Genomic DNA, 26584 nt, shown 5'->3' on the forward strand with positions numbered 1-26584 from the left:
GAACCACTAGCAGCCGTTACCGCAGAAACGGATATGTACTCGATCCGATCCAACATCCTGGCCAGCCCAGAGGCCGCCATCGGGGGCAAGCCCCCTCCCACATTTGGATTTGTGGGGTATCAGTAAGATAGTCGTAGGCGGCCAGGCCCAACGGGGGAGCAAGCTCGGCGTCTCGCCAAGATACCTATGTCCCGATAGCCGAAACACACCGCATCGGACAAAACGCCAAACGGTTACCCCCGGCCTTTTTCGACAGATACATCGCCTGGTCCGCCTTGCTGATCAGCCCATCGATCTGCGCCCCATGCTCCGGATAAAACGCCACGCCGATACTCGCGGCAATCTCCACCGTCTGCGTGCCAATCAAAATCGGCGCATTGGCCGCCTGCAACATTCGCTGGAGCAAAGGCTCGCTGTCTTGCGCAGCCTGCAACCCCACCAGCCCGGCCACAAACTCATCGCCACCGAGCCGCGCCAGGGTATCGCCTTCACGCAACGTCGCGTTGATCCGCGCCGCGACAATCTGCAACACCCGATCGCCCCAATCATGGCCGTAACTGTCGTTAAGCGCCTTGAACCCATCAAGGTCAATGAACGCGATCGCCACCTTGTGCTGGTCAACCTTCGCCTTGCCCAACGCCTGGCGCATCCGCTCGGCCAACAGCAACCGATTGGGCAACTGGGTAAGCGCGTCATACCGGGCATCACGTTCCAGCAACTGCAGGCGCTGCTTCATCTGTGTCATGTCGCTGAACAGCGCCACATAGTGCTGGACGTTCCCGTGACGGTCATGCACCGCGCTGACGCTGATCCGCGAAGTCATCTGCCGTCCATCCTTGTGGCCGCTCTGGATCTCACCGGACCAGTGCCCGTGGAAGTCCAGCGCGTTCTTCATCGGCGCATAAAACGTCGCCAACCGACGCACCATGGGATGGGCATTCAACGCTCGCCCCAGCACTTCATCCCGCCCGTAGCCGGTGAGCCGGCTGAAGGCCTCGTTCACGGCGATGACGCGGCCGAACGGGTCGACCAGGATGATCCCGTCGCGGGCGTGGCTGAACACGGTGACGGCCAACTCCGGGCACAGGGTACTGAGGCGACGATCAAGGGCGGCCACGTCACGGGTGGCCGGAGAGGATCGGGAGTCGAAGCCTCGCCGGGCCAAATGGGCGGCCAGGAAAGACAGCGACTTATGCAGTCGGGTCAGTGCCTTCGTAGCGAGCACGGAGTTGAGGCAGTGACGACGGATGAGGGTGCGCAGGTTCATGGCGGGACGCGGTGCTCGTTGCTGCGGTGGAGTTGAGTGCAGGGATTATCAAGACGCAGGCCTGCCGGGGTCTTTGCTCGACCGGACGCAAGCTTTGCGGGAGGGGATGGATGGAAAAATTTTCTTGCGCTTTATGCAATCAACCCTGCGACCTAACGTCGCAGCAAACAGCCCTTGGAAAATCATGCGCAAGCCGTAGAATCCCGCGCTCGTTTGCAGGCGACCGCCTGTTTCGCCGTTCGATTTTCCAGAGGTCTTTATGTCTGCGCGTTTGCTGGCCATGGCGCTGGCGCCCTTGCTGGGGCTGTTCATTGTTGCGCTGGGCAACGGCTTTCTTTCATCCCTGACGACCCTTCGACTCGACGCAGCCGGCGCATCGGCCACGATGATCGGGATCGTGTCATCGGCCTACTTCATCGGCCTGACGCTGGGCGCCGTCTTCAATGACCGGCTGATTCTGCGTATCGGGCATATCCGCGCCTACGGCAGCTTTGCCTCGTTGATCGCGGTGACCATCCTGCTCCAGGGCTTGTTCTACGACACCTGGGGTTGGTTCGCGTTGCGCCTGGTCAACGGCTGGGCCACGGTCGGGGTGTTTCTGGTGATCGAAAGCTGGCTGCTGCTGGCCGGCGATGCCAAGATTCGCGGGCGTTTGCTCGCGCTGTACATGATCGTTTTGTATGGCGCAGGCGTGCTGGGCCAGGCGGCGCTGGGCAGGATCGCCGGCCTGAGCGAGAGCGCACCGTTCATGGTGGCCGGCATGCTCGCGTCGTTGTCGGTATTGCCGATTGTGATCCTGCCCCGGGTATCGCCCCTGCTGGATCAGGTTGAACCGCTCAAGCCACGGCAACTGCTGGGCGTGACGCCGACCGGGCTGGTCGGGTGTTTCGGCTCGGGGGTCAGCATCGCGGCGATCTACACCTTGCTGCCGCTGTACCTGCAACGCGCCGGCCTGAATGTTGGCGACGTCGGCAGCATGATGGCCTGGACGATCCTCGGCGCCATGCTGTTGCAATACCCGGTCGGACGCTGGTCCGACCACAAGGATCGCTTGCAGGTGCTGACCATCTTGGCGGTGGCCTGCACCCTGTTGTCACTGCTGATCGTACTGTTGCCGCTGTCGTCGATGCTGCTTGCGGTGCTGTTGTTCCTGCTCGGCGGCGCAGTGTTCGCGCTGTACCCGGTCGCCGTCAGCCATGCCGCCGACCGCGCGCCTGCCGACGCGTTGGTACCGATGATCCAGGGCCTGTTGCTGATCAACTCGCTGGGCTCGGCCATCAGTCCGATGATGATCTCGCCGGTGATGAACTCGTTCGGCGCCAACGGCCTGTTCTGGGTATTTGCGCTGGTGAACCTGTGCATGGTCACCTTCTTCCTGTGGCGACGCGGCAAGCGCCCCGTTCCGGCCAACCCCGCGCCGTTTGCGGCAGCGGCAACGTTCTCGCCGACGGGCGCTGAACTGCGGGTCACCGAGGATCTGCGCCAGGCGGTGCAGGAACACCCACCCATGATGGATGCATTGAGCGGTGAGCCCGCTCACCCCCAGTCCTGATGTCCTCCGGTTGTCCCGGCCCGCGCGACCGGGACAATCCACGGCTTGAGCAGTGTTCAGGAAGCATCGATCCAGATGGTTTTCAGCTCCGTGTACTGGTCGTGCGCCCAGATGGACTTGTCCCGCCCACCGAAGCCTGACTCTTTGTAACCGCCGAAGGGCGTGGACGCGTCCCCCTCGCCGAAGCAGTTCACCGTCACAATGCCGGCTCGAATGCCCGGTGACAGCTTCAGTGCATTGCGCAGCACGATGAATCTAAGCACGTCAGTACCTACCGATAGGGATCGCCATATTTAAACGCAAACAATTCATCCATGCATTGGGTATACAAAGAAAATTCCGAAACACTGTACTTCTCAAAAAGACTCATGTCATTTTTATCATGAAAACCGTAGCGCCCTGCCAATATATAAAGTGATATCTCGCGGGCATTTAACTTAACCACGTCGGCGTAATCTCGCCCACCCATTTCGATATGCCCGAATTTATTCAACTGCGAATCCAATCCGAAATAATCACTAACCCCCAGCAACCTGGCTTTAAAGGACAGCATTTTGAAATCGTCTAAAGTGTAGAGAATGTCAATCACACAAACAACGTTCGGATCAATCGGAAGTTTTTCTTCGATAAATGCTAAAAAGCGCCTTTTAAGTGCAGCTTTAAACTCAATAAATGCATCCAGCAACCCATCACGACGTAGCGCATCAACCATTGAACGATGAATTCTACAAGCGTCAAAAAAATCCTGCGGATATAGATCATCCGGCAGCGGTATGCTCCATGTACCTAGGCCATCACGGCACTCATACTCCAGCTCCTTTATGATTCCCTCCACTACCAAAGGATCACTTTCTTCCGCAATCTGTACCAGTCTTCCATGGGCGCCTTCAATCACCGCTATGGCGTCAAGCACATTCCCTTTTAATTCCTTGAAACCTTTCGGAATGTCTCCCCACCAATTATTAATAGGTTCATTAAACACAGGAAGAATTGTATCGGACACGCGATCCGCTGCAGACAGCGCCCAAGAAACAAATCGCCTGTTTTTCTCAAAGTCAGCTTGTTTTAATGCCGAATCCATTCTGTTCAAAGCCAGCCTTTTACTGGAAATCAAGTATTCTTTTCTAGACAGCAGATACGAATAAGACACCCGGTATTTCAACCGCCCATTGACGTCCACTAAGTCAAAGAACTCGAACAGCTCCGTGGCAGACACGACGTAAATGGCGGACTCCTCGTCATTACCAGAAAAACAGAGGAGAAAAAATTCCACGCGCGGCTTTCCGTTATTGCCTACCACGTAATCTTTATTGACAAAATGGACCGTATTGGGATTTCCGAAAAATTTAGCCTGAACGACGCCCAGCGCAGGCGCATCTCTATCAAACAAGCTACGTTCGGTAAGACGCCTTTGAATAATTAAATCGGCGCCTTCAATATCGACGGACCGCTCCAATACCCAAAAACGATCCAATAAAAATGCCTTAGCCCGCGCTTCACCAATTCCACCATTTTGCATAGCTTTCAACCAGGCGGGGGGGTCCATATCCATTGCCATACTTCAATAACTCCACAGCTTGATAACCATCCAGCCTTTGTCCTTGATTGGCCTTCCCAGGCGCCCCAACAGCATCCTCAACGACAAGGCTTTCTACCACACATTCCCATCATGCGCTGCGTGTCTTGAGGAGCGAAAACAAGTGGCGCCACTATCTCCTGCACGCCAGAACTGCCGGTCAGCGGCGCGGCTTCGCCCATTGTGATTCGTGACGCGGCTTTCATGATCCAGGTATCCACATTGGCATCACCCGAGCCTTTGATCATCGTCACCTGCGGTGTACCGCTGCCTGACATAAAGCGATAGGAAAGTCGCACGTTCTTTGTCTCGCCCGTGGCATTGACGGCCTCGAACACTTCACGAACCGCCATCCGGCGGGATTGCAGCTTGAGAAAATCCGTCAGCCAGATTTGTTGGTAACGCTTCATTTGTTCTTCTGTAAGCGGTTGCCCTGCCAGCCGAAGACGGTTCATGGCCTGCCACGCTTCGTCGCCACAGTACCGGGTTGCGCCTAAGTAGAGTGCCAACGCGCCAGGCAAATCTTGCGGCCCGCCCTTGCCCTTTTCCATCAAACGCCCCAGCGCCAGCGCGGCATTGTTGCCCGACAGGCGATAGAAGTGGCGTGCCTTGGCGTAGTCCACGGGCTCACCCTCGCCGCGCTCGGCCATTTGGCCCAACAGAACATTCGTGGCCGGTTTTTTCTTGGCGGATGCCACGAACAAGGCGCGGGCCTTGCCAAAGTCTTGATCGACGCCATGCCCGCCCTCCTGATACAACTTGCCCAACATTGCCATGCATGTGGTGTTGCCATAGGCGGCGAAGCGTTCGATGTAACGCAGGTTGTCTGGTTCGAAGGTTTTTTGACCGGCAAGCCACATGCAGCGAAAGCCAACCAGGGAAGAGTCGTAATCACTAGGCCGAACCAGGCTCTGACAGCCCGCGAGGGCTGCGACAAACAATAGAAGAGAAACAGTTTTCAACATGATGTGCATGCGTCCTTGCCGCAAAAACACGCATTATGCCAGCTATCGCCCGCAACCCTATCTCTCGCTCCAAGGTGCTAAGCTTCCTTGCACAGGCCACAACAGTGTTTTCCCATCAAGCACATTGATAGCTCCCTAACTAAAGCCGCAGACTAGGGGGCTGTCTCCGCCGCTTATATCATTCCGAATGATAGTCACCTTTGCTTCATTCGATTCGTGACATACCGCCTCCCCGCGCATGATCCGCCCATCTCAAATACATTGGCGGATGCACCTCATGGAACAGTCACTCAAACATTTGCGCTTGCCCCTGGCGATATTGGCCGTGGTGGTGATGAGCGCGTGCGGCAAGACCCCGGACCAAGCGGCCGCCATGCCTGCCGCCAAGGTCAGCGTGGCCAAGGTGCTGGAACAGCCGGTCAACGAGTGGGATGAATTCACCGGGCGCCTGGAAGCCCCGGAAACCGTACAGATTCGCCCACGGGTTTCTGGCCAGATTGACCAAGTCGCTTTCACCGAAGGCGCTTTGGTCAAGAAAGGCGACCTGCTGTTCCAGATCGACCCGCGCCCGTTCCAGGCCGAAGTGCGCCGCCTTGAAGCTCAGCTCGCGCAGACCAAGGCCGCCGCCACCCGCAGTGAAAACGAAGCACAACGCGGCGAACGCCTGCGCCAGAGCAATGCGATCTCGGCCGAACTCGCCGACTCGCGCGCCACCGCCGCCCAGGAAGCCCGCGCCGCCATGGCCGGGATCCAGGCGCAGTTGGACCTGGCCAAGTTGAACCTGAGCTTTACCCGCGTCACCTCGCCCATCAGCGGCCGCGTCAGCCGTGCCGAAATCACCGCCGGCAACCTGGTGACCGCCGACACCACCGCGCTGACCAGCGTGGTGTCCACTGACAAGGTCTACGCCTACTTCGATGCCGATGAGCGTGTGTTCCTCAAGTACACCGAGCTGGCCCGCCAAGGCCGTCGCGGCGCGACCACGCCGGTGTACCTGGGCCTGTCGAACGAAACCGGCAACCCGCACCTGGGCCAGATGAATTTCGTCGACAACCAGGTCAACCCGGCCACCGGCACCATCCGCGGACGTGCGGTGTTTGATAACAGCAAGGGCGAATACACCCCTGGCCTGTATGCACGCCTGAAGCTGGTGGGCAGCGGCACCTACTCCGCCGTGCTGATCAACGACGAAGCCGTGGGCACCGACCTGGGCAAGAAGTTCGTACTGGTGATGGAAGGCGACAAGCCGGCCTATCGCGCCGTGGAACTGGGCCCGAAGATCGAAGGCTTGCGCATCGTGCGCAGCGGCTTGAACAAGGACGACACCATTATCGTCAAGGGCCTGCAGCGCGTGCGTCCGGGCTCGCCGGTGGCGCCGGAAACCATTCCGATGGCCAGCCAGGAAACCCTCGCCGCCCTGGCCCAACAACGACAAGCGCTTGAAGCCAGCAACCTGGAGCAGGTGGCGCCGGAAAAAACCGCGCCCAAGCTTGCCAGCAGTGCGACTCCACGCGGTTAAGGGATACGACTCAAGATGAATTTTTCCAAGTTCTTCATATCGCGGCCGATCTTCGCAGCGGTGCTGTCGCTGTTGATCCTGATCGCCGGCGCCATCTCGCTGTTTCAACTGCCGATCAGTGAATACCCGGAAGTGGTGCCGCCGACCGTGGTGGTACGCGCCAACTTCCCGGGTGCGAACCCCAAAGTCATCGGCGAAACCGTGGCAGCGCCGCTGGAGCAAGCCATTACCGGCGTCGAGAACATGCTGTACATGTCTTCGCAGTCGACCGCCGACGGCAAGCTGACCCTGACCATCACCTTCGCGCTGGGCACTGACCTGGACAACGCGCAGGTGCAGGTACAAAACCGGGTGACGCGTACCCAGCCAAAACTGCCCGAGGAAGTGACACGCATCGGTATCACCGTGGACAAGGCCTCTCCCGACCTGACCATGGTGGTGCACTTGACCTCCCCGGATCAGCGTTACGACATGCTGTACCTGTCCAACTACGCGATCCTCAATATCAAGGATGAGCTGGCCCGCCTCGGCGGCGTCGGCGACGTGCAGTTGTTCGGCATGGGCGACTATTCCCTGCGCGTGTGGCTGGACCCGAACAAGACCGCTTCGCGCAACCTGACCGCGACCGATGTGGTCACGGCGATTCGCGAGCAGAACCGTCAAGTGGCCGCCGGTGCCCTGGGCGCGCAGCCTGCGCCGAGTGCCACCAGCTTCCAGTTGTCGGTCAATACCCAAGGCCGCCTGGTCACCGAGGAAGAGTTCGAGAACATTGTGATTCGCGCCGGCGCCAACGGTGAAATCACGCGGCTCAAGGACATCGCTCGGGTCGAGTTGGGCTCCAGCCAATACGCGCTGCGCTCGTTGATCGATAACCAGCCGGCCGTGGCGATTCCGATTTTCCAGCGACCCGGTTCCAACGCCATCGACATCTCCAACGATGTACGCGCGAAAATGGCCGAGCTGAAAAAGAGCTTTCCGGCGGGGATGGACTACCGCATCGCCTATGACCCGACGATCTTTGTGCGCGGCTCCATCGAAGCGGTGGTGCATACCCTGTTCGAAGCACTGATCCTGGTCGTGCTGGTGGTGATCCTGTTCCTGCAGACCTGGCGCGCCTCGATCATTCCCCTGGTGGCGGTGCCGGTCTCCCTGATCGGTACGTTTGCGGTGATGCACCTGTTCGGCTTCTCGCTCAACGCGCTGTCCCTGTTCGGCCTGGTACTGGCCATCGGGATCGTGGTGGACGACGCCATCGTGGTGGTGGAGAACGTCGAGCGTAATATCGAACTGGGCCTGGAGCCGTTCCCGGCCACTGAAAAGGCCATGAGCGAAGTGACCGGCCCGATCATCGCCACGGCGCTGGTGTTGTGCGCGGTGTTCATCCCGGCCGCCTTTATCAGCGGCTTGACCGGACAGTTCTACAAACAGTTCGCCTTGACCATTGCCATCTCGACAGTGATCTCGGCGTTCAACTCGTTGACGCTGTCCCCTGCCCTCGCCGCCGTGTTGCTGCGGGCTCATGATGCACCGAAGGATCGTTTCTCCAGGTTCCTCGACAAGATTTTCGGCGGCTGGTTGTTCCGTCCGTTCAACCGCTTCTTCGAAAAGGCCAGCCATGGCTACGTGGGGACCGTCCGCCGAGTGATTCGCGGCAGCGGCATTGCCCTGTTCGTGTACGCCGGCCTGATGGTGCTGACGTTCTTCGGTTTTGCCCACACCCCGACCGGTTTCGTCCCGGCCCAGGACAAGCAATACCTGGTGGCCTTCGCCCAACTGCCCGACGCCGCGAGCCTTGATCGCACCGAAAGCGTGATGAAGCGCATGTCGGAGATCGCCCTGAAACAACCTGGCGTGGAAGCCGCGATTGCCTTCCCCGGCCTGTCGATCAACGGCTTCACCAACAGCCCCAACAGCGGCATCGTGTTCGTGACCTTGAAACCCTTCGACGAGCGTAAGGACGCGAGCATGTCCGCCGGTGCGATTGCCGGTGCACTGAACGGTCAATACGCCAATATCGAAGAAGCCTACATGGCGATCTTCCCGCCGCCGCCGGTACAAGGCCTGGGCACCATCGGCGGGTTCCGCCTGCAGATCGAAGACCGTGGCAACCTCGGCTATGACGAGCTGTACAAAGAAGTGCAGAACATCATCGCCAAGAGCCACAACGTGCCCGAGCTGTTCGGCCTGTTCACCAGCTACACGGTGAACGTGCCGCAAGTCGACGCGGCCATCGACCGTGAAAAGGCCAAGACCCATGGCGTGGCGATCAGCGACATCTTCGACACGCTGCAGGTCTACCTGGGCTCGTTGTATGCCAACGACTTCAACCGCTTCGGACGCACCTATCAGGTCAACGTGCAGGCCGAGCAGCAGTTCCGCCAGGACGCCGACCAGATCGGCCAGTTGAAAGTGCGCAACAACAAGGGCGAGATGATCCCGCTGGCGACCTTTATCAAGGTCAGCGACACCTCGGGCCCCGACCGCGTGATGCACTACAACGGCTTTATCACCGCTGAAATCAACGGCAACGCCGCACCGGGCTACAGCTCCGGCCAGGCCCAGATAGCCATTGAAAAGCTGTTGAAAGATGAACTGCCCAACGGCATGACCTATGAGTGGACCGACCTGACCTATCAGCAAATCCTCTCGGGCAATACCGCGCTGTTCGTGTTCCCGCTCTGCGTACTGCTGGCGTTCCTGGTACTGGCCGCCCAATACGAAAGCTGGAGCCTGCCGCTGGCGGTGATCCTGATCGTACCGATGACACTGCTGTCGGCCATCACCGGGGTGATTCTCTCGGGCAGCGACAACAACATCTTCACCCAGATCGGCCTGATCGTACTGGTGGGCCTGGCCTGCAAGAACGCGATCCTGATCGTCGAGTTTGCCAAGGATAAACAGCAGGAAGGCCTCGACCCGCTGGCGGCGGTACTGGAAGCCTGCCGCCTGCGTCTGCGGCCGATCCTGATGACTTCCTTCGCCTTCATCATGGGTGTGGTGCCGCTGGTGCTGTCCAGCGGTGCCGGTGCCGAGATGCGCCATGCCATGGGTGTGGCAGTGTTCTCCGGGATGATCGGGGTGACCTTCTTCGGTCTGTTGCTGACGCCCGTGTTCTACGTACTGATCCGGCGTTATGTGGAGCGCCAGGAAGCGCGCAAAGCGGCCAAGGCCTTGAAGCTGGAGACACAGCAATGAGTGTGAAAATATTCCTGCCGAGCTTGCTGGTACTGGCGCTCGCCGCCTGTGCCGTAGGCCCGGACTACAAGACCCAACAGCTGGAGGCGGCCAATATCACGGCCGCCGCCGACAGCAAAAGCTACGACCACGCCAAATACGAAGGCATCTGGTGGCAGCAGTTCGAAGACCCGACGCTTAACCAGCTGGTGACCCAGTCACTGAGCGGCAACCGTGATTTACGCGTAGCGTTTGCCCGCCTGCGGGCGGCACGGGCGATTCGCGATGACGCGGCCAACGACATCATGCCGGTAGTCACCTCCCGCGCCAGCAGTGAAGTGGGCAAAGGCCAGATTCCGGGCCAGACCACCAAGCGTGTCAACAGCGAGCGCTATGACCTGGGCCTGGACATGGCCTGGGAAGTCGACCTGTTCGGGCGCATCCGCCGCAACCTGGAAGCCAGCGACGCCGACCAGCAAGTGGCCGAAGCCGACCTGTACCAACTGCAAGTCACCATGATTGCCGAACTGGTGGACGCCTACGGCCAACTGCGCGGTGCGCAACTGCGAGAACGCATTGCCCTGGACAACCTGAAGAACCAGCAGGACTCGCGCTCCATCACCGTGAGCCTGCGCGATGCCGGTGTGGGTGATCAGCTTGACGTGGAACGTGCCGATGCGCGTCTGGCGGCGGTGGAAGCCAGCGTGCCGCAACTGCAGGCCGAGCAAGTGCGCGAGCGTAACCGCATCGCCACCCTCCTCGGCCAGCGCCCGGACAAACTGAGCGTGGACCTGAGCCCCAAAGACCTGCCGGCGATTGCCAAGGCATTACCGATCGGCGATCCGGGGCAACTGCTGCAACGACGCCCGGACATTCTCAGCGCCGAACGCAAACTGGCCGCCGCCACCGCGCGGATCGGCGTAGCCAAGGCCGACCTGTTTCCACGGGTCAGCCTCAGCGGCTTCCTCGGCTTCACCGCCGGGCGCGGCTCGCAGATCGGTTCGGCCGCCGCGAATGCCTGGTCCCTGGGCCCGAGCATCACCTGGGCCGCATTCGACCTGGGCAGCGTGCGCGCCCGCTTGCGCGGTGCGAATGCCGAAGCCGAAGGCGCCCTGGCAACCTATGAGCAGCAAGTGCTGCTGGCCCTGGAAGAATCCGAAAACGCTTTCAGCGACTACGGCAAGCGCCAGCAACGCCTGGTCTCGCTGATCCGCCAAAGCGAATCCAGCCGCGCCGCCGCCGACCTCGCGGCGATCCGCTACCGCGAAGGCACCGTGGACTTCCTGGTGTTGCTCGACGCCCAGCGCGAACGCCTGGCCGCCGAAGACGCCCAGGCCCAGGCCGAAGTGGACCTGTATCGCGGCATAGTGGCGATCTACAAAGCGTTGGGTGGTGGCTGGCAGCCGGACACGGTGGTCGCCGGCAACCAGTGATGTAAAGAGCTCCTTTGGTTGGTCGCATCCAGCCAATTTTTAGCCCTGCGATCCATTCGGTCGCGGGGCTTTTTTTTGCACGGTTATCAGTGAGTCAAACAGTTTTCGCCTGTTGGTAATCCTTATCCGTCAGACACTTCCCAAATTTCCAAATGACTTAAATATCATTCAAAAGAGGTCGATAACGGGACGTACCCTTCATCCTATAAGGAGACGAACATGGACATGAGAGTGACAATACCTAATGTACTTTCCAAACAGACGGATGCGGTCGTCATCAAGAACCCGGAAAAGGTCACGAATGCGTTCACCATTACGGAGGAGTCAAACGCCGTTGACGAACTGCGAATGTGGCAGCAAGACGAACTGGCGGATTTGAAAGCGTTTTTGAAGAAGTATGATATGACGTCTATCAGCACCGATGAGCTTAAGCAGGTGGGGCGGCGGTTGTTCGATAGCAAGATAATCGATGAAAACGCTTTTGGTATGTTCACAATGGGAGACGGCGCATTTGACGTCGACGGGCGTCAAACAAATACCCATGTAAAGTTCAATGCGATCGCCTTGTTTGATGAGAAGCTGGATGACTACCTGAATTTTGTTAAGAGCAACCCGTATGTTGGTCGCTCGCAGGGCATCCCTGAGTATATACAAGGCATGGTGGACGCTAACCGCGCACTTAATGCGCTAGCGTATTTCGTGAACTCTTCAAAGAGTGATCTCTCGGTCGAGGAGCGTGCCTGAATTGGATTCAGCAGACACCCGCCGTAGTGTGCCAGAGATCCTGGCACACTGCGATTTGCCAGGGATCAGCGGCCGTATCTGACAGTGCCAGCGTAGGACTTTGGCACCTCATCAGGATTATGGAGCCTAACTCGATAAGTACCAAGGGCTCCCAGCCAAGATGCACTTGCTGATAAGGGATTACCCGCTACTACTTTCCATGAATTCCCTATTTGTTGATCAATGTAGATTTGAGGCGCCCTTCCGACACCGCCGGCAGAGACCATCGCATCTATATTTGCATTGGAACAGCCATTAGCTCCCGTTATCTGGAAGGGTCCATTAGCGACTCCATGCTCTCCAGGCTCTATTGTTCCGCTAAAACTCTCCGAGATATTCAAGCACAGTGCCGACGCCTGAACCGAGGCCAGCATCAACGCGGCAAAGGGTAACGCAACGAAACGATTCATAAGTTCACCATCAAGTTATTGATTGGAGACGTCACATATGAAGGTCATCACACCACGCTTTAATGGGTATCCAGCAAAACCCTCACAGTTAACAACGCGACCCGTACGGCCTGAATCGTCCGACTTCACCCATCTACCGAGTAGGATCACGGTTAAAACTGTGCACGATTTTCTATTCCGGATATGCCAGCCGCTTCCTAAAAACAATAAGGAAGGCTCTGTCATACCCAAGTGAAAGAAACTGTAAGTTGCTTCCTAGTCCCGCGCCGGCGCTACATTCCAGGCGTTATCTCATTCAGAATCAAACTCCGATAATGCCCCGGATTCGAGCCCGACCATTTACGAAATGCCTTATAGAAAGAACTGGCATCGGCAAACCCCAGTCGCTCGGCAATCTCGGCAAAGCTGATCTGCGGCTCCGCCAGCCATACAACTGCCAGCTCCTTGCGCACGCTGTCCTTGAGGCCCTGATAAGTCTGCCCTTCTTCCGCCAGGCGGCGGCGCAAGGTGGAGGCGGAGATGCACAAGGTGGCTGCCAGGCCCTCCGTTTCCGGCCAAGTGTCGGGAGGCATCTGCCGAAGGTCGTGCTTGATGCGCGTGGCGAGGCTTTCGGGATCGCGGTATTTGACCAGGATGTTAGCCGGCGCATGGGCGAGAAAACGTTGGAGCTCCTGCGGACTGCGCTTGATCGGCAGGTCCAGGCAGTCGGCAGAAAAAATCATGCGGGTGCGTGGGCGATCAAAACGCAGGTTGTCGGAAAACATCACCTGGTAATCATCACAAAAATCCGGACGGGCGCAGCGCAGTTCGATGGCCAGGATCGGAATGCGCCGCCCGGCCAGCCAGCAGGCAACGCCGTGCACGATCATCCAATAGGTGAAATAGGTGAACGCGCGCTTGGGCTCAGGCTCGGGTTCAAGCAGAACGATCTCCGCCAGGCTCTGTTGACGCACCAACTGGGCAGGCATGCGCTCGAGCATCAGCGACAGAAAACCCAACCCGGTTTCCAGGCCGGCCATCAGGCTCGGTTGTGCCATGGCGGCGCGACACAGAAACGCCAGGCTGCCGCTTTTGAGCTTGCGCGGGTCCATGCCAAAAAACTCGTCATCCCTGCGCCGCGCCAGCAAACGCCACAGGCGTGCATAGGCCGTGGCCGGCACACGGGCATTGGGCTGCTCAAGCAACGCAGGATCAATCCCGACTTTGCTCAATGCCTCGACAGTGGCCGCACCAGGCGCACAGCTTTGCAGCAAGGCTTCGCGCACAAGGTGGATGGAGATGGTGTCTTTTTCCGACATGGGATGTTGAGTTGTCCGACTGCAAACCAGGTGGCCTGCATCATAAGGGCGGTTGCGCTTCGCCACCACCGTTCAGCCGAGGTTCAGCAAAGGTCAATATTTCTTGTTTAGCAATGAGTATCATTATGTTACAACTTAGCTTCCTATCTAGTTACGCCGTGGTGCCCGATGCTCGTTCCTTTTTTAATCATGCTGCGCGAAGGCATTGAGGCGGCGTTGATCGTTGGCATCATCGCCAGTTACCTGCAACAGACCGGGCGCGGCCAGTGGATGCCCGCCGTGTGGATCGGTGTATTTCTCGCTGCTGCCCTGTCCTTGCTGGTGGGCGGTGGGCTGGAACTGGTCAGCGCCGAATTCCCGCAGAAACAGCAGGAATTGTTCGAAGGCATCGTCGGACTGGTCGCGGTGGGCATCCTCAGTTCCATGGTGTTCTGGATGCGCAAGGTGGCGCGCTCCATCAAGCATTCGCTGCATGAGTCCCTTGACCATGCCTTGGCCGGCTCCCGGCATCAAGTGTTTGCGCTGATCGCCATGGTGTTTTTCGCGGTGGCCCGCGAAGGCCTGGAAACGGTGTTCTTTCTGCTCGCCGTGTTCCAGCAGAGCGAAGGCCCCGGCGCGCCGATGGGCGCCCTGCTCGGCCTGATCCTCGCGATTGTCGTGGGCTTTTTGATCTATTCCGGCAGCATGCGCCTGAACCTCGGCGCGTTTTTCCGCTGGACCGGGCTGTTCATTCTCGTGGTGGCGGCCGGCATTCTCGCCAACTCGGTGCAGGCCCTGCATGAAGCGGGCGTGTGGAATCACCTGCAAACCGTGCTGTTCGATTTCAGCGCCGCGCTGCCGATGGACAGCCCGCTCGGCTCAGTGCTCGCCGGTATGTTCGGCTATCAGGAAGCACCGACCGTCAGCACGCTCGGCGCTTATCTGATCTATCTGGTGGTGGCGCTGGTGATGTTCTTCCTGCCCGCGCCGTCCGCCAAGCCTGTCACGCCCACTTCTTCCGTCTCCAGCCAGTAAGGACCGTCCCTTGTCCAGCCCAACTCCTCAACCGGCCCCGCCGTCCCGCGCGCTGCGCTGGGCCCTGGCCGGCTCGGTGGTCGTGATGATCGCCGCCGGTGGCCTGTTCTATTACGCCTCGCAGCTGGCCGCCGGCAAGCGCCTGGCCAATCACAATGAAATCGCGGTGACCATCCACGGCCACGCCTGCGAGCCCAACGCACTAACGGTGCCGGCCGGGCGAGCGAGCTTTCGCATCATCAACCGTTCCGATCGCGCGGTGGAATGGGAAATCCTCGACGGCGTGCTGGTGGTCGAAGAGCGGGAGAATATTGCCCCAGGCTTGAGCCAGGTGATCAACGCCAACCTGCTGCCCGGCGACTACGCCATCACCTGCGGCCTGCTGAGTAACCCGCGCGGCACCTTGCATGTGACGCCCACGGCTGAATCCGACGCCCAGGCCAGGGCCAAGCCGTCGATGGTGGCGTTTATCGGGCCGCTGTCGGAATTTCGTGTGTACCTGAGCGGCCAAGGCAGTGCACTGGTCAAGGCTGTGACGGCGCTGCAGCAGGCGATTGCTGCGGGCGACCTCGCCCAGGCCCAGGCCTTGTACGTACCGGCCCGCGAGGCCTACCAACGCCTGGCGCCGGCCTCGCAACGTTTGGCCGAGCTGGACAACGCGATCAACGCCCGCGCCGACTATTTCGAAAAGCGCGAGCAGGACCCGGCCTTCAGCGGCTTCCACCGCCTGGAATACAGCCTGTTCCAGCAGCGCAGCCTCGATGGCCTGGCGCCCGTTGCGCAGCGTTTGGTCGACGATGTCACCACGCTCAAGCAACAGCTGCTCGCGCAATCGCTGCCGCCGGAGCAACTGGTGAGCATTGTGGTGCGCAACCTCAACAGCCTCGCCGATGTCCGTGCCGCCAGCGGTGAAGAAGAACGCTACAGCCATATCGACCTCAACGGTTTCGCGGCCAACCTGCAGGTGGCGCACAAAGTGGTCGACCTGATGCGCCCACTGTTGACCCAGTCGGCGGCCGACCTGCTGCCGACCATCGACAGCGCACTGGCGCAATTGGATGCCGAACTGGCCGGTTTCAAAGTCGGCAGCCGCTACAGCACGTACGACAGCGTCACGGCCGATCAGCGCAAGCAGATCGCCGACAAGGCCAAGGCACTGGCCGCCGCACTCGATGGAATCGACCCCGCCCTCGGCCTTTCCGGCCTGCAGTGAGACGAACGCACACATGAGTGATCCACAACAATTCAACCTTCAGCGTCGCCGTGTCCTGCTCGGCATGGCGGCCACCGGCGCGGCCATTGCCGGCAGCACCCTGACCTGCCCGGCCATGGCTGCGGCCGCCGAACAAGTCACCACCGCGCCGCGCAGCGACAAGACCCAGGACCACCACGCGTTCTTCGGCCGGCACCAGAGCGGTATTGTCACCCCGCGCCCGGCCTGCGGCATGGTAGTGGCCTTCGACGTGCTGGCCAGCGACCGCGAAGACCTGGAGCGTCTGTTTCGCACCTTGAACGAGCGCATCGCGTTCCTGATGAGCGGCGGCACCGTGCCGCAGGTCGATCCGAAACTGCCGCCCACCGACTCCGGCATCCTCGGCCCGGTGGTCACCCCGGATAACTTGACCATCACGGTTTCCGTCGGCGAGTCGTTGTTCGATGAGCGCTTCGGCCTCGCTGCGGCCAAACCCAAGCGCCTGATTCGCATGGTCGGCTTTCCCAACGATGCGCTGGAGCCGGCACAGTGTCACGGCGACCTGAGCCTGCAGTTCAGCTCAAATACACCGGACACCAATATCCACGCCCTGCGCGACATCGTGAAGAACCTGCCGGACCTGTTGCTGGTGCGCTGGAAACAGGAAGGCAGCGTACCGCCCCAGGCGCCGGCCAAACCCGGCGAGCCTGCGCAAAGCGCGCGCAACTTCCTGGGCTTTCGTGACGGTTCGGCCAACCCCGACTCCAACGACGCCAAGGCCATGGACCGCATCGTCTGGGTCCAGCCCGGCAGCGACGAACCGGCCTGGGCCGCCCATGGCAGCTACCAGGCGGTGCGCATCATCCGCAACTTCGTCGAGCGCTGGGACCGTACCCCGCTGCAGGAACAGGAAAGCATCATTGGCCGCGTCAAACCCACCGGCGCGCCGATCGGAGGCGACAAAGAGTCCCAGGTGCCCGATTACAGCAAGGACCCGGAAGGCAAGTTGACCAAGCTCGATGCGCACATTCGCCTGGCCAACCCGCGCACGCCCCAGACCCAGGCCAACCTGATCCTGCGCCGGCCGTTCAACTACTCCAACGGCGTGAATAAAAACGGTCAGCTGGACATGGGGCTGTTGTTCATCTGCTACCAGGCTGACCTGGAGCAAGGCTTTATCAGCGTGCAAACCCGGCTCAACGGCGAGCCCCTGGAGGAGTACCTCAAGCCGGTCGGCGGCGGTTATTTCTTCACCTTGCCGGGCGTCACGGGCGCTGAGGATTTCATCGGGCGCACGTTGCTCGCGGCAACGCCCCTTCAAACTACTGCCAACACTTAAAACAAACTCAGAGCGGATACCGTCCCATGAAAAAGTCGACCCTCGCGTTGTCGTTGCTGATCACCCTTTCGCCACTGGCCGCGTTCGCCGCCACGGCGCCACTGGACCTGGTAGGGCCGGTGTCCGACTACAAGATCTACGTCACCGAAGAGATCGGTGAACTGGTCACCCAGACCCAGGCCTTCACCGCCGCCGTGAAAAAAGGCGACCTGGCCACCGCGAAAAAACTCTACGCGCCGACCCGGGTGCACTATGAGTCCATCGAGCCGATTGCCGAGCTGTTCAGCGACCTCGACGCCTCCATCGACTCACGGGTCGACGACCACGAAAAAGGCGTAAAGGCTGAAGACTTCACCGGCTTTCACCGCATCGAATACAGCCTGTTTTCCGAGAACACTACCGAGGGCCTCGACGCCCTCAGCGACAAGCTCAACAGCGACGTGCTGGACCTCAAGACCCGCGTGGACGGCCTGACCTTCCCACCGGAAAAAGTCGTCGGCGGTGCGGCAGCGCTGCTTGAAGAAGTGGCCGCCACCAAGATCTCCGGCGAAGAAGACCGCTACAGCCACACCGACCTGTATGACTTCCAGGGCAATATCGACGGTGCGAAGAAAATCGTTGACCTGTTCCGTGGCCAGATCGAAAAGCAAGACAAGGCATTCCTGGCCAAGGTCGACAAGAACTTTGCCACCGTGGACAAGATCCTCGCCAAGTACAAGACCCCGGACGGCGGGTTTCAGACCTACGACAAGGTCAAGGATAACGACCGCAAGGCCCTGGTGGGTCCGGTCAATACCCTGGCCGAAGACCTGTCGATGCTGCGCGGCAAGTTGGGCCTGAACTAATCGGGCCTCAGTCAGGCCGCCCGCGCAAAAAAACACCCGGGCCCCGTGGGGAGCCTGGGTGTTTTTTTATGGGCCGGGTGAGTTTACAGAATCCGGTACAGCAACCGCTCGATACGCACCCTGCTCACCCGCCGCAGGAACTTGCCCACCGCCGCCGGATAATCCACCAGCGTCTGCAATTGCTGGTAACCGGCAATGCGCGTGGCGTGCTGGAAAATATGCGCCAGCTCCTGCGCTCGCGGCGCCAGCCATTCGCCCTTGGGGTCGTCGATCAGCAAGGCGTTTTCCAGGTCGAGTCGGAAAGCCCTGGGGTTGAGGTTGTTGCCGGTCAGCAAGGTATAACGCTCGTCGACCCACATGCCCTTGAGGTGGTAGCTGTGCTCACCGTCACGCCACAGGTGCAGGTTCAACTGGCCGCTGTCGATCATCGGCTGGTGGCGCTTGGCAAAGCGACGCAGGCTGATCTCATACAGATAAGGCAAGGCTGCGATCACCTTGAAAGGTTCGCTGGGCGGAATGTAGAAGTCGTTGGCGGTCTTGTCGCCGACGATGATGTCGATCTTCACGCCGCGCGCCAGGGCCCGGTTGATCTCCCGAGTCACCGGCAGCGGCAGGTTGAAATACGGCGTGCAGATCGTCAGTTGCTGCTGGGCGCTGGCGATCAGTTCCAGGATCACCCGGCTGAGCGGGTTGTTCTTGCCCACACCGAGCAGCGGGCTGACCTGCAAGTGCCCGTTGGGCAACTGCCCGGCGCTGGTGTCGTACGTCGCATGCTTGAGGCGGCTGCGCAGGTCACCGATGTCGTTGCGCAGGCTGCGGGTGGTGGGCGGGTTGGGCAGGTCGAGGCGATGCACCGCCTTGGACGCCACCAGGCCATGCTCCACCAGGTGCTGCATGGAATCGGCCAGCGGCTGGCTGTGGATCAGGTGATAACGGTCGAAGCGGTACTTGTCGAACTTGTGCAGGTACACATTGTTCAGGCTGGCGCCGCTGTACAACACCGTGTCGTCGATCACAAAGCCCTTGAGGTGCAATACGCCGAACAATTCGCGGGTTTGCACCGGCACGCCGTACACCGGCACTTCAGTGGCATGGCTCTGGGTCATGGCCTGGTACCAGGCGCTGTTGCCCGGCTGCTTGCCGGCGCCAATCAGCCCACGCTGGGCGCGCAGCCAGTCGACCATCACCACGATGTCCAGCTCCGGCCGTGCGGCCTTGGCGGCGTGCAGTGCGTCGTAGATCTCCTGCCCCGCTTCATCCTGCTGCAAGTACAAAGCAACGATGTAGATGCGCCGGGTGGCCTGCGGGATTTTCTCCAGCAGGCAACGCCGATAGGCATCGGCGCCGGACAGCACCTCGATGGCCTCGGTGGACACAGGGAAACCGCGCAGCTTGGGCAACAGGGAGCGTTTGAAGAACGACGGCATAAGGCTCGCAAAGGGTCGAATCCGAAGAGGCCCAAAGCTTACACCATGAAGATGCTCAGGTCTCGTCAGCGCTATCCGAAAAACCCCCTTGACCAAGAAGAACGATCGTTCTACTGTTTAAGTCATGAACGATATGACCTCTAATGAAACACGCGACATCATTCTCGACGTTACCGAGAAGCTGATTTATCGCCATGGCATCGCGGCCACCGGTATGGACTTGCTGGTGAAAACGGCCGGCGTCTCGAGAAAAAGCATCTACCGCTATTTCGCCAACAAGGATGAACTGGTGATTGCCGCCCTGCAGCGTCGCGACGAACGCTGGATGCACTGGCTGCGCACGCACGTGGAGCGCAGCAACGACAGTGGCGAGCGCCTGCTGGCGCTGTTCAGCGCGTTGAAAAGCTGGTTCGGCTCGGCGGATTTCCGCGGCTGCGCCTTTATCAATACCAGTGGCGAGACCGGCAACCCGCAAGACCCGGTACGCCTGTTGGCCAAGGCCCACAAACGCAAACTGTTCGAGTACGCACTCAAGTTATGTCACGCACACGGCACCCCCGACCCGGAGCGGCAGGCCGCACAACTGCTGATCCTGATCGATGGCGCCATTACCGTTGCCCTGGTGATGGGTGATTCAACGGCTGCCGATAATGCGCAGGATATGGCACGAACATTATTGGCACTTTGAACCACATGCCTGGCAACTTTCGATCCACTGTATTGCTTTCAGGAGTTGCTCTATGTCCACTGACGCAGAAGTACGCCCGCCACTGCCGCCCTTTACCCGCGAATCGGCCATGGAAAAAGTGCGCCTGGCCGAAGACGGCTGGAATTCCCGCGACCCGCATCGGGTTTCACTGGCGTATACGCTGGACACCCAATGGCGCAACCGCGCCGAGTTTGTCCACAACCGCGAACAAGCCAAGGGTTTTCTCACGCGCAAATGGGCCAGGGAACTGGACTATCGACTGATCAAAGAGTTATGGGCGTTTACCGACAATCGCATTGCCGTGCGCTACGCCTACGAATGGCACGATGACTCCGGCAACTGGTTTCGCTCATACGGTAACGAGAATTGGGAATTCGATGAGAACGGCCTGATGGCCAACCGCTTTGCGTGCATCAACGACCTGCCGATCAAAGCAAGCGAACGCAAGTTCCACTGGCCGTTGGGGCGGCGTCCGGATGATCATCCGGGTTTGTCGGAATTGGGCCTGTAACCTGTGGGAGGGGGCTTGCTCCCGATGAGCATAGGCATCTACACAACGCTATAGCGCCAAACGTAACTGCGATGCGAAGCGAGCCGCTCTTGATTTTGATCTTGATCTCAGGCGCCCCGTTAAACCACGCTGGCCGAACGCAGGCTTGAATCCGTGGGTAACCCGGCAGGACGCCGGGTTAGCCGCCCCGCGCCATGGATGGCGCGTGGCGGCGGCCCACGGATTCAAGCCGGAGAGAGGGCACACCGAGCCCAGGCGAGGTGCCGAGTGGTGGGGCAAGAGCGTTTTGCTTACTTTTGCGCTTTTCAAAAGTGAGCCGCCGTCAGGGCGGAACCCTAAGTGGCCGTTACCGCAGAAACGGATATGTACTCGATCTGATCCAACATCCTGGTCGGCCCAGAGGCCGCCATCGGGGGCAAGCCCCCTCCCACATTTTGATCTCGGAACGTCAGCTATATCTGCCTAGTCCTGATTCCCTAGTCCTGATTCAGCCCGACGCGGTACAGCACGCCATCATCTTCATCCGTCAGCACATACAGAAAGCCATCCGGCCCTTGCCGCACGTCACGAATGCGCGCTTTCAAATCACCGAGCAAACGCTCCTCATGGACAACCTTGTCACCCTCGAACTGCAATCGAATCAGCTCCTGGCTGGCCAATGCGCCGATAAACACGTTGTGCTGCCAGGCCTTGAACCGATCGGCGTCGTAGAACGCCATGCCACTGATCCCCGGTGACTTCTCCCACACATGGTGCGGCGCTACGGTGCCTTCGGCGGTCTTGCCCTTGGCCTCGGGAATCGGCGCAAGCGAATAGTTGATGCCATGCGTGGCCAACGGCCAACCGTAGTTCTTGCCGCGCTCGATGATGTTGATTTCATCCCCGCCACGTGGCCCGTGTTCGTTATCCCAGATCGTCCCGCTCCACGGGTTCAGCGCGAGGCCCTGCGGGTTGCGCTGGCCGTAGGACCAGATTTCGGGGCGTACACCGGGCTGGCCGACAAACGGGTTGTCGTCGGGTACGCGGCCGTCCGGGTAGATGCGCACGACCTTGCCTTGCAGCTTGTCCAGGTCCTGGGCAGTGGGCCGGTCGTTGTTTTCGCCCAGGGTCACGAACAGGTAGCCATCACGGTCGAACGCCAGGCGCGAACCAAAGTGATTGCCGGTCGACAGCTTGGGCTCCTGGCGCAGAATCACCGTAAAGTCCTTCAAGCCACTCAAGTCATCGGCCAGGCGCCCTCGCCCCACGGCGGTCCCGGCCTTGCCATCCTTGCCGCCCCCTTCGGCGTACGACAGGTAGACCAGGCGGTCTTGCTTGAAGTCGGGCGACAGCACCACGTCAAGCAAACCGCCCTGCCCCTTGGCCCACACCTGCGGCACGCCCGTCAACGGCGCGGAAAGCTTGCCGTCCTGGCTGACGAAACGCAGCTGGCCGGGAAGCTCGGTCACCAGGAAGCCTTGCCTGTCCGGCAGGAAAGCCACCGCCCAGGGATGATGCAGGCCCTTGGCGACCGGCGTCGCGGTGATGCTGCCTTGCTCACTGGGAAACTGTCGGCCCTCGGCGGCTTGAGCCGCGGCCAATGGCAGCAGCGTGGTTGCGCACAGGGCGGCTAGCAGGGTTTTGCGTAGAAACATAAGACGAGTCCTTACCGGCGATTGCCGTTGGCATCATAGGTGGGCGCTTGGGTTTCGGTGGTCGGGCGACTGGGCGCGGGGTCGCGCTTGGGATAGCGATTGCCGATCCCGCCGTTTTCCACCGTAGGCCGAGGGTTGCTCGGGGCGGTCTGGATACCGCGAACGACCGGCGCATTGGGCTGGGTGCCCTGCATGCTGTTGGGGTTGGCCCGATGAATGGGGCTGTTGTTGGAATCGTATTGGCCCGGCAGGGTTTGCGCCTGGACCACGGGCGCCAGGACCAGCCCCAATGCCAGCACGGCCAGATAACGCCTACAACTGTTCATGACGATGCCTCTCTATGTCGAGTAGTGCTATGTCGAGTAGTGCTCGTGCTTTCGATAACACGCTACCCCAGGGGTTCGGCTGGCGACATTAAATTGTTTCTCATCAGGTGTAACAGGATCTGTCCGAGCATCCAGCCGCCGAAACTTTTGCCCGGCCCCATGAGTCACCAGAACACAGGCTTATTCTTTGAAGGAGAGGTATCTATGCCCCGGGCAATCTGGAAAGGCGCCATCAGCTTCGGTCTGGTTCACATCCCGGTCTCGCTGGTGTCGGCGACATCCTCCCAAGGCGTTGATTTCGACTGGCTGGATAAACGCAGCATGGACCCGGTGGGCTACAAGCGCATCAACAAGGCGACCGGCAAAGAGATCAACAAGGAGAATATCGTCAAGGGCGTGGCGTATGAAAAGGGCCGCTACGTGGTGCTCAGCGAAGAGGAAATCCGCTCGGCCCACCCGAAGTCGACCCAGACCATCGAAATCATCGCCTTTGTCGCCAGCGACCAGATTCCCCTGCAGAACATCGACACGCCCTACTTCCTGGCCCCGGACAAGCGCGGCGGCAAGGTCTATGCGCTGCTGCGCGAGACCTTGAAAAAAACCGGCAAAGTCGCCCTGGCCAATGTGGTGTTGCACACCAAGCAACACCTGGCCGCACTGATGCCGCTGGAGTCGGCGCTGGTGCTGGTGATGCTGCGCTGGCCCGCCGAAGTGCGCAGCCTGGATGAACTGGAATTGGGCAGCGACGTGATCAAGCCGACCCTGGCCAAGGGTGAGTTGGACATGGCCAAGCGTCTGGTGCAAGACATGAGCGCAGACTGGCAGCCTGAGGAATACCGCGACAGCTTCCAGGAAAAGATCATGGCGCTGGTGGAGAAGAAGGCCAAGGCCGGCAAGATCGAAGACGTCGAATCGACCGAGGGCAGCGAGGAGCGCAAATCCGCCGATGTGATCGACCTGACCGAACTGCTCAAGCGCAGCCTGGCGGGCAAACCTGCGGCGAAAAAACCCGCAGCGAAAAAGTCCAACAAAAAGGCCTCTTGAGCCTGCCATTGGCTGGAGAACGACATGGCAAAGCCCCTGGGCGAGTACAACCGCAAACGCGACTTCGGGATTACCGCCGAGCCGGCCGGCGAGTCACCGGCCGGCAAGCGCAACGCGTCGGCGCTGAGCTTTGTGATCCAGAAGCATGCTGCGCGCAACCTGCACTACGATTTTCGCCTGGAACTTGACGGTGTGCTGTTGAGCTGGGCCGTGCCCAAGGGCCCGAGCCTGGACCCGAGCCAGAAACGCCTGGCGGTGCACGTCGAGGACCATCCCCTGAGTTATGGCGGCTTTGAAGGCAGCATTCCCGCCGGGCAATATGGCGCAGGCGATGTCATCGTGTGGGACCGCGGCATCTGGCAACCCCACGACGATCCGCACAAGGCCTACGCCGCCGGCAAACTGAAATTCAGCCTGGTCGGCGAAAAACTCACGGGCGATTGGACCTTGGTGCGCACCCGGCTCAAAGGCAGCGGTGATAAGGAACAATGGCTGCTGATCAAGGAAAAGGACCAACAGGCGCGTCCCTCGGCTGAGTACGATATCGTCGCGGCCCAACCCGCCAGCGTGCTCAGCGATGCGGTGGTCGGTAAACCCAAGGCCAAGACCAAAACGCCAGCCAAACCCAAAGCGGCGCCCAAGGCGAGCACGCGCAAGGCGGCAACCGCCGTGCCCGAGGCATTCTCCCCGCAACTGGCAACCCTGGTCGATCGGGCCCCCGAAGGTGACTGGCACTACGAGATCAAATTCGACGGTTACCGCATCCTGGCGCGCATCCTCAAAGGTGAGGTACGCCTGTTCACCCGCAACGGCCATGACTGGACCGAGCGCCTGCCGCGCCAGGCCAAAGCCTTGCAAGCGCTCAAACTCAAGGACAGTTGGCTGGATGGCGAAGTGGTCAGTCTCAACGACGACGGCTTGCCGGATTTCCAGGCCTTGCAGAATGCCTTCGACATCGGTCGCAGCCTCGACATCGTTTACTACCTGTTCGATGCGCCGTTTCTTGACGGTCGCGATCAGCGCGAGGAACCGCTCGAAACCCGCCGCGCGGCACTTGAATCCGCCCTGTCCGCCAGCAAGAGCAAGCTGCTGCGCTTCTCCGAAGCCTTTGCCGCCGACCACCGCGATATTTTCCAAAGCGCCTGCGACCTGGCCCTGGAGGGTGTGATCGGCAAGCGCGCCGGCAGCCCTTATGTGTCCAGCCGCAGTGTCGACTGGATCAAGCTCAAATGCCGGTTGCGCCAGGAGTTCGTGATTGTCGGCTATACCCGCCCCCAAGGCTCGCGCACCGGGTTTGGTGCGCTGCTCCTGGCGGTCAACGACGATGCCGGGCTGGTGTATGCCGGGCGTGTGGGCACCGGTTTCGACCAGGCGTCGCTCAACGCCATCTACGCCCAACTCACCGCGTTGGAGCGCACGGACTCGCCGCTGCAAAAACCGTTGACCAGCGCCCAGGCGCGCGGCGTGCACTGGGTCGAGCCGCGCCTGGTCGGTGAAGTGCAATTTGCGCAATGGACCCGGGAAGGCCTGGTGCGCCAGGCTGCATTTGTGGGCATGCGCACCGACAAGCCCGCTGAGCAGATCATTCATGAACAGCCGCGTACGGCCACATCGGTGACGGCGCCAAAGGCGAAAAAACCCGAGAAGGCGGTGAAAACCGTGAAAGCCATGAAAATCACCCACCCTGATCGTGTCATCGACCCCCAGAGCGGCACGCAAAAGCAGGCACTGGCGCAGTTCTACGCCGATATCAGCGCATGCATCCTGCCCTTCCTGCGCAACCGGCCCGTCTCGCTGCTCAGGGCGCCGGAGGGCATCGCAGGCGAACAGTTCTTCCAGAAGCATTCCGAGCGCATGACCATCCCGCACATCAAGCAGTTGGACCAGGCACTGGACCCCGGCCACGCCCGCCTGATGGAAATAGACAGCGTCGATGCCCTGATCGGCGCGGTGCAAATGGGCACGGTTGAGCTGCACACCTGGGGCGCAACCACGGACAAGATCGAAACCCCCGACCTGTTCGTCCTTGACCTCGACCCGGACCCCGCCCTGCCCTGGAAGTCCATGCTGGAAGCTGCGCAGTTGACGCTGTCGGTACTGGATGAAATAGGTTTGCAGGCCTTCGTCAAAACCAGCGGTGGCAAAGGTTTTCACCTGATCGTACCGTTGGCGCGACGGGATAATTGGGACACCGTCAAAGCGTTCGCCAAAGCCATCGCCCAATTCATGACCCGGCAACTGCCGGAGCGCTTTACCGCCACCAGCGGCCCGAAGAACCGCGTGGGCAAAATCTTCATCGATTACCTGCGCAACGCCCGCGGCGCGAGCACCGTGGCGGCTTACTCCGTGCGAGCACGTCCGGGCCTGCCGGTGTCGGTGCCCGTCAGTCGGGATGAACTCAATGACTTGCGCGGCGCCCAGCAATGGACAGTGGCCAATCTGCACGAACGGTTGCGCGATTTGAAGGATGACCCTTGGGCCGGCTATGCCAATCGTCAGAAGATCAGCAAGCGGATGTGGGACAAGCTGGGCGCGAAGCCACCGAAGTGATTCGCGCCCGCTCAGA

At 60.2% G+C, this 26584-nt stretch carries 20 protein-coding genes and 1 pseudogene; 13 read left to right on the forward strand and 8 right to left on the reverse strand.

Annotated elements, in window-relative coordinates:
* Positions 1–184: 184 nt before the first annotated feature.
* Positions 185–1267 carry a sensor domain-containing diguanylate cyclase gene (locus BFQ00_RS03585; protein ID WP_065932626.1) on the reverse strand — a complete coding sequence of 361 codons (1083 nt, stop codon included), beginning with the start codon at positions 1265–1267 and terminating at the stop codon, positions 185–187.
* 259 nt (positions 1268–1526) lie between these two features.
* Between BFQ00_RS03585 and BFQ00_RS03590 the strand changes: the two genes are divergently transcribed.
* A complete protein-coding gene (locus tag BFQ00_RS03590; protein ID WP_065932627.1) occupies positions 1527–2819 on the forward strand; it encodes an MFS transporter in 1293 nt (430 codons plus the stop codon).
* 56 nt (positions 2820–2875) lie between these two features.
* Here BFQ00_RS03590 and BFQ00_RS03595 read toward each other — a convergent pair.
* The 3 genes and pseudogenes from BFQ00_RS03595 to BFQ00_RS03605 form a co-directional block, all read right to left on the reverse strand.
* Positions 2876–3064 (reverse strand): annotated as a pseudogene (locus BFQ00_RS03595) (aldehyde dehydrogenase family protein); the annotation flags it as partial.
* Between the two features lie 26 nt (positions 3065–3090).
* A complete protein-coding gene (locus BFQ00_RS03600; RefSeq protein ID WP_139114961.1) occupies positions 3091–4377 on the reverse strand; it encodes a hypothetical protein in 1287 nt (428 codons plus the stop codon).
* A gap of 77 nt (positions 4378–4454) precedes the next feature.
* Positions 4455–5360: a tetratricopeptide repeat protein gene (locus BFQ00_RS03605; RefSeq protein ID WP_170827529.1), complete on the reverse strand. Its 906-nt coding sequence runs from the start codon at positions 5358–5360 to the stop codon at positions 4455–4457.
* Positions 5361–5637: 277 nt separating this feature from the next.
* Here BFQ00_RS03605 and mexE point away from each other — a divergent pair, with 277 nt between their 5' ends.
* From mexE to BFQ00_RS03625, 4 genes are all read left to right on the forward strand, one after another.
* Positions 5638–6879 carry a multidrug efflux RND transporter periplasmic adaptor subunit MexE gene (gene mexE, locus BFQ00_RS03610; RefSeq protein WP_065893339.1) on the forward strand — a complete coding sequence of 414 codons (1242 nt, stop codon included), beginning with the start codon at positions 5638–5640 and terminating at the stop codon, positions 6877–6879.
* Positions 6880–6894: 15 nt separating this feature from the next.
* On the forward strand, positions 6895–10074 hold the full coding sequence (locus BFQ00_RS03615; protein ID WP_065884623.1) for an efflux RND transporter permease subunit: 3180 nt from the start codon (positions 6895–6897) through the stop codon (positions 10072–10074).
* Positions 10071–11486 (forward strand): efflux transporter outer membrane subunit, encoded by a 1416-nt coding sequence (locus tag BFQ00_RS03620; RefSeq protein ID WP_065932631.1) that lies wholly within the window; start codon positions 10071–10073, stop codon positions 11484–11486. The genes BFQ00_RS03615 and BFQ00_RS03620 overlap by 4 nt, the downstream gene beginning before the upstream one ends.
* Before the next feature lie 219 nt (positions 11487–11705).
* A complete protein-coding gene (locus BFQ00_RS03625) occupies positions 11706–12230 on the forward strand; it encodes a hypothetical protein (protein ID WP_065932632.1) in 525 nt (174 codons plus the stop codon).
* Between the two features lie 721 nt (positions 12231–12951).
* Here the strand turns inward: BFQ00_RS03625 and BFQ00_RS03630 are convergent.
* Positions 12952–13977 (reverse strand): AraC family transcriptional regulator, encoded by a 1026-nt coding sequence (locus BFQ00_RS03630; protein ID WP_065932633.1) that lies wholly within the window; start codon positions 13975–13977, stop codon positions 12952–12954.
* A gap of 168 nt (positions 13978–14145) precedes the next feature.
* Here BFQ00_RS03630 and efeU point away from each other — a divergent pair, with 168 nt between their 5' ends.
* The 4 genes from efeU to efeO (BFQ00_RS03650) are packed head-to-tail and all read left to right on the forward strand — an operon-like array spanning position 14146 to position 18367.
* A complete protein-coding gene (gene efeU / locus BFQ00_RS03635) occupies positions 14146–14991 on the forward strand; it encodes an iron uptake transporter permease EfeU (RefSeq protein WP_065884619.1) in 846 nt (281 codons plus the stop codon).
* A gap of 10 nt (positions 14992–15001) precedes the next feature.
* Positions 15002–16204 carry an iron uptake system protein EfeO gene (efeO, locus tag BFQ00_RS03640; protein ID WP_065932634.1) on the forward strand — a complete coding sequence of 401 codons (1203 nt, stop codon included), beginning with the start codon at positions 15002–15004 and terminating at the stop codon, positions 16202–16204.
* Between the two features lie 13 nt (positions 16205–16217).
* Complete coding sequence (gene efeB, locus BFQ00_RS03645) at positions 16218–17522, forward strand: iron uptake transporter deferrochelatase/peroxidase subunit (RefSeq protein ID WP_065932635.1); 1305 nt, start codon at positions 16218–16220, stop codon at positions 17520–17522.
* 26 nt (positions 17523–17548) lie between these two features.
* Positions 17549–18367 (forward strand): iron uptake system protein EfeO, encoded by an 819-nt coding sequence (gene efeO / locus BFQ00_RS03650; RefSeq protein WP_065932636.1) that lies wholly within the window; start codon positions 17549–17551, stop codon positions 18365–18367.
* A gap of 83 nt (positions 18368–18450) precedes the next feature.
* On the opposite strand, the gene pssA is transcribed toward efeO (BFQ00_RS03650), so the two are convergent.
* Entirely contained in the window at positions 18451–19794 is a 1344-nt protein-coding gene (gene pssA / locus BFQ00_RS03655; protein ID WP_065884615.1) for a CDP-diacylglycerol--serine O-phosphatidyltransferase, read from the reverse strand.
* Between the two features lie 124 nt (positions 19795–19918).
* Here pssA and BFQ00_RS03660 point away from each other — a divergent pair, with 124 nt between their 5' ends.
* Together BFQ00_RS03660 and BFQ00_RS03665 are read left to right on the forward strand one after the other, a co-directional pair.
* On the forward strand, positions 19919–20482 hold the full coding sequence (locus BFQ00_RS03660) for a TetR/AcrR family transcriptional regulator (RefSeq protein WP_065884614.1): 564 nt from the start codon (positions 19919–19921) through the stop codon (positions 20480–20482).
* Positions 20483–20534: 52 nt separating this feature from the next.
* Complete coding sequence (locus BFQ00_RS03665; RefSeq protein WP_065884613.1) at positions 20535–21014, forward strand: nuclear transport factor 2 family protein; 480 nt, start codon at positions 20535–20537, stop codon at positions 21012–21014.
* A gap of 476 nt (positions 21015–21490) precedes the next feature.
* Here BFQ00_RS03665 and BFQ00_RS03670 read toward each other — a convergent pair whose 3' ends face one another.
* Positions 21491–22648, reverse strand: coding sequence for a PQQ-dependent sugar dehydrogenase (locus tag BFQ00_RS03670; protein ID WP_065932637.1), 1158 nt, complete (start codon positions 22646–22648; stop codon positions 21491–21493).
* Positions 22649–22659: 11 nt separating this feature from the next.
* Positions 22660–22974, reverse strand: coding sequence for a hypothetical protein (locus tag BFQ00_RS03675; RefSeq protein WP_065932638.1), 315 nt, complete (start codon positions 22972–22974; stop codon positions 22660–22662).
* Between the two features lie 204 nt (positions 22975–23178).
* Between BFQ00_RS03675 and BFQ00_RS03680 the strand changes: the two genes are divergently transcribed.
* Positions 23179–24018 (forward strand): non-homologous end joining protein Ku, encoded by an 840-nt coding sequence (locus BFQ00_RS03680; protein WP_065893324.1) that lies wholly within the window; start codon positions 23179–23181, stop codon positions 24016–24018.
* A 24-nt stretch (positions 24019–24042) separates the two neighbouring features.
* On the forward strand, positions 24043–26568 hold the full coding sequence (ligD, locus tag BFQ00_RS03685) for a DNA ligase D (protein ID WP_065932639.1): 2526 nt from the start codon (positions 24043–24045) through the stop codon (positions 26566–26568).
* The last annotated feature ends 16 nt before the right edge of the window (positions 26569–26584 follow it).

It is taken from the genome of Pseudomonas sp. 28 E 9 (assembly GCF_900004785.1).
Classification (GTDB): Bacteria; Pseudomonadota; Gammaproteobacteria; order Pseudomonadales; family Pseudomonadaceae; genus Aquipseudomonas; species Aquipseudomonas orientalis_A.